This window comes from Mesorhizobium sp. M7A.F.Ca.CA.002.09.1.1 (assembly GCF_003998555.1).
Classification (GTDB): domain Bacteria; phylum Pseudomonadota; class Alphaproteobacteria; order Rhizobiales; family Rhizobiaceae; genus Mesorhizobium; species Mesorhizobium ciceri.
Map to the genome: position 1 here is coordinate 1 of NZ_RZRR01000577.1, position 3719 is coordinate 3719.

The following is a 3719-nucleotide window of genomic DNA, read 5'->3' on the forward strand; positions in this document are numbered from 1 at the left end:
CCGGGGGGTTCTCTTTCGCCGGAGGCGTCTTTTCCCCGGAAGCGCCTTGAACGACCGGGCGAACGCGTTGCCGGATAGGATGAGACGTTTCGGTTTTCGGGGCCGACCCCTCGTTGCCGGCAGGCGGCGAGTAATCATTCCCTCTGAGCTTTGAATTTCCTTCTGCGGTTCCTTCTGAAACGTTCTCTCTAAATGCCCCTCGGTTTTCCGTTGGGGTAGTCCCTTGGCTTTTCGTGGGGGTAGCCCCTTGGTGTTCCGTGGGGGTCACCTTCCTGCCCCCTCGGTTTTCCGTGGGAGTTGCCCCCACACTTTTCCGTGGGAGTGCCTTTTGCGACACTGGTGGGTCGGACGGTTCCCAGTCGAGGTTGAGAGTAATGCGCATACCTTTGGCATTGCCGGGGGAGTGCTCTACCGTGATGAAACCCTCGGCCTCTAACCACTGGATATGCCCTCGGGCTTGCGTTTCCTTCGGCCCGCTCGCCTGCATTATCTGCCTGTAGGTGAGCCAGCACGTGCTCACGCCCCAGTTCACGGTTTTGTCGATGATGATCAGGATCGTGTCTCGCGTGCCCACCGGTATGTAGTGACGCCAGACGCGGATGTATTGCCGCATGATGCCCTGTTGGGAAATCGTGCGAGACAATGGCCAATTCTCCGGCCTGTAGTGGCTGTGCATCCGCCATTCCTTTTGGTCCGGCTGCTGCACTGGCTCTGTCGTGTCGATGTCTGGGGGATTGTTGGTGTTGTCCGCGTCGGTGGTGGCATCGGCGGATTGAGGGCGTGAATAGGCTAGGTGAGGGGACATTTGGTCTATTCCTTGGTCTGAGAGGGGCGGCACCGCCATCCGACCAAGGAAAAATGCGGCACCGCCCCTGTTGACAGTCCACGCGGCGCAGCGTGAACCAGCGCACCCCATATCTACCATGAGCGTGGTCAAATCGACAGTGCTTCTGAAGTGTAATCGGCAGGAAAAGTTTGCAACAAGTTGCAAAATCAAAGCAATGTGTTGACGAAGACTTCGTATGGCAGTGCGAAAGCTTCTGGGCCAGACGTGCGCTCGTGTTGCTATTCGGGCGAACTGTGCCAGACTCCCGGTCGTGGTCAAAACGGGCGTGAATTTTCATGGACATCATTTTTCCGGTCGCGGCGCTTTGGGTAGCCGGGGGCGTTCTCTTCCTTCAGGGCATCGTCACCAATCGCGACGCCAGCCCGGCAGTGGCGGCGAACTCTCGCGCCGTGGTCGACGATCTCTTGCGGCTCCGGCCGGCCGCGTTGGTCGCGGCGGCGCTCTTCTTGGTTGCCTGGCCCGCCATCTGGATCGGTGCGCATATCGTGCGCCGCTGAGTTTGCACCCGGTTTCAAAAAAGTTGCCCAAGCCATGCTGCATTCTTCGACCATAGCCGACGATCACGGGTCCATGCTGGCCCGGCTCAAAGCCGCCCACGCGTTCGTTGCGTCGCTTGTGGTCGAAGATGCGATCTATGCGCCGATCTTCACGCGGCTAGAGGCGGAAATCGCGGCCGAAGAGGCGAGGGGAGACCCCATCGCCCGGGCGCGGGCAATCGTCGCTGCTCAAAGGGCGAAGCTCTGAAGGATGTCGCGCTTGTGCGCCAACGTCGCGCCTTCGCCGTAGCGTTCCCTGCCCAGCGCATGGCCGAACAGGTCGCGCCGGATACGCTCATCTACCTTGGCGGCAATCATCCGGTCTTCAAAAGAATGCCGCAGGCTGTAGAGAACATGTTCCGGTGTCTCTAACAGGTCGTGTTCCCGAAGGTACTTGTTCACCGTGTCGCTGATCTTGTCCTTGAAACGATAGGTCGGAAAGCCTTGCGGGCAGTGCTTGAAGGCTTCGAGCGACACGCCTACCAGCGGAATGACACGCTCGCTCACCTTGTTCTTTAGCTGCCGGCCTTCCGGCTCAATGCTGATATATGGCACGTCAACATCCAGGCGGATGTGGTGCGGCATGAGCCCGGCCGCTTCGCCGGGGCGATAGCCGGTGTTGATCATGCCAAGCAGGATGCACCGGGCTTCCGTGTTCAAGCTGTCCAGCGCGCCGGGGGCAAGCAGCTTGGTCTTGATCCAGTCGACCGAGAAAGGCGGGCGGGTCCGCTCCTTGTCGGCTTTGAAGGTGAGGCCGTCCAGCGGCAGGACCAGCCCTAGCCGCTTCATCTTGACCACGGTGCGAAGGATATTGCCGATGTGCTGGAAATCCTTGTTAGCAGTGTCGGGCTTGGCATCGCCGGCCGCTATCCGCTCCATCCATGTTTCGCGGAAGTCGAGCATGTCGTCTCCGGTGATCTCTGAAAGCTCCTTGTCGCCGATCTCTTCAATCAAGTTGGCGATGGCACGTTTGCGGGGGTGCTCCCAGCGGCGAAGCTGATCCTCGCTCTTGCCTATCGTGTCCTGCTTGGCAAAGCCCCAATACAACTCCAGTGCCTTGCTGATTTTGATCCCCGGTTCGGGAGCGCCGCCCAGCACGGCGCGCGCCTCGATCTTGGCAGCATCGCCATTGAGCTTCAGGGCGGACTCGACACGTTCGAGCAGCTTTTCGCGGGGGAGTTGGGCGATGCGATCAGCGGGCAGGTAGTTGTAGCCGCGCACGGCGGCCAGTTCCTTCGCCGCTGCAAACCGTCGCTCGGCATCGTCGGTTGCGCCGGCAAGGGTAGCTTCCCAGCCCTCGACCATATGCGCCCATGCGGTTGGAGCCTTCTGTCGCGCAACCGTTTCGGAGTCCGTGTGAAGGCTGATCCAGATTTGAGTGCGCGGCTCGATTGCAGCATAGCGCTTAGGCACTCGGCGGACGATGTGGAAGGTCTTATTGCGGCGCTTGACGTTCATACCGCTACCATGCGCGCTGCGCCTGTGTATGGCAATATGTGCAGCAGGATGTTTAGCAAAATTCCGCGTGCCGATTGATCACCTGACGCTGTCGGCGCGGATTATTCAATTAAACCAAAGCGTTGGAAAGTCTGGCAATGCGCTGAAAGCACAGAAATTGGCTCCCCGGGCCGGATTCGAACCAGCGACCAACCGGTTAACAGCCGGTTGCTCTACCACTGAGCTACCGGGGAACGGAGGCTCTTATGTGAGTGGCGCAGCCTATAGCTGCCCTTTTCGGCTTTGCAAAGAAGCTTTTCACATTTTTCCGAGGCTTTTTCGCATAGGCCTTTCTCGCAATCGTCGAAGGATGCCCTCATATTAGCCGTCTTGGCAGGGATATGGAACCGAAAGCGCGGCGGCGGCTTTGGTTTGAGCATGCTTGCGAACGATCGAAACGGGTCAATCTTTCGAGACGATGACAGCACAAGACAACCAGATGCCGGCGCGCAAAATCTCTGTTTTCGGGCGCGAGTTCAAAATGCCGCGCTCGCGCGGGCTCAGAATCACGATCGGCATCCTGCTGACCATCGGTGGCATCCTCGGTTTCCTGCCGATCCTCGGCTTCTGGATGGTTCCGCTCGGATTGCTGGTGCTGTCCTATGAATTCGCCATGGTCCGCCGTCACCGGCGTCGCTTTGTCGTCTGGTGGGAACGGCGTCGCCGGCCCGATTGACCGCCGATAGCGCAAGGTGGTGTTTCAGTGGGCGGCCTGCTCTTCCAGTGCCTCACGGATCTGCTTGAGAACAGCCGCGGCCGAGGCAAGCCTTGCCCTGTCATGCGGCGACAGGATGCGTTTCTTCTCCCATCAGGCTATGCTTAACTGTCCGCTAATAAAG

5 protein-coding genes and 1 tRNA gene are annotated in these 3719 nt (G+C 59.4%); 3 read left to right on the plus strand and 3 right to left on the minus strand.

Annotation, left to right across the window (positions count from 1 at the left end; genetic code table 11):
* The coding region (locus tag EN994_RS35680; RefSeq protein ID WP_206530468.1) for a hypothetical protein at positions 1–805 on the minus strand (805 nt) is incomplete at its 3' end.
* Between the two features lie 317 nt (positions 806–1122).
* Here EN994_RS35680 and EN994_RS22305 point away from each other — a divergent pair.
* Together EN994_RS22305 and EN994_RS35415 are read left to right on the plus strand one after the other, a co-directional pair.
* Positions 1123–1344 (plus strand): hypothetical protein, encoded by a 222-nt coding sequence (locus EN994_RS22305; RefSeq protein WP_063168124.1) that lies wholly within the window; start codon positions 1123–1125, stop codon positions 1342–1344.
* A 73-nt stretch (positions 1345–1417) separates the two neighbouring features.
* Positions 1418–1591, plus strand: coding sequence for a hypothetical protein (locus EN994_RS35415; protein WP_158515785.1), 174 nt, complete (start codon positions 1418–1420; stop codon positions 1589–1591).
* Here EN994_RS35415 and EN994_RS22310 read toward each other — a convergent pair.
* Together EN994_RS22310 and EN994_RS22315 are read right to left on the minus strand one after the other, a co-directional pair.
* On the minus strand, positions 1573–2841 hold the full coding sequence (locus EN994_RS22310; RefSeq protein WP_063168122.1) for a DUF6538 domain-containing protein: 1269 nt from the start codon (positions 2839–2841) through the stop codon (positions 1573–1575). The genes EN994_RS35415 and EN994_RS22310 overlap by 19 nt on opposite strands.
* Positions 2842–2999: 158 nt before the next feature.
* Positions 3000–3074, minus strand: a tRNA-Asn gene (locus tag EN994_RS22315).
* Positions 3075–3298: 224 nt separating this feature from the next.
* Here EN994_RS22315 and EN994_RS22320 point away from each other — a divergent pair.
* Positions 3299–3556 carry a hypothetical protein gene (locus EN994_RS22320; protein WP_024503836.1) on the plus strand — a complete coding sequence of 86 codons (258 nt, stop codon included), beginning with the start codon at positions 3299–3301 and terminating at the stop codon, positions 3554–3556.
* Positions 3557–3719 lie beyond the last annotated feature (163 nt).

Excerpts from the sequence above, each read along its gene's own strand:
- EN994_RS22305 (WP_063168124.1), top strand. The coding sequence starts at position 1,123 with ATGGACATCATTTTTCCGGTCGCGGCGCTTTGGGTAGCCGGGGGCGTT.
- EN994_RS35415 (WP_158515785.1), top strand. The coding sequence starts at position 1,418 with ATGCTGGCCCGGCTCAAAGCCGCCCACGCGTTCGTTGCGTCGCTTGTG.
- EN994_RS22310 (WP_063168122.1), bottom strand. The coding sequence starts at position 2,841 with ATGAACGTCAAGCGCCGCAATAAGACCTTCCACATCGTCCGCCGAGTG.
- EN994_RS22320 (WP_024503836.1), top strand. The coding sequence starts at position 3,299 with ATGACAGCACAAGACAACCAGATGCCGGCGCGCAAAATCTCTGTTTTC.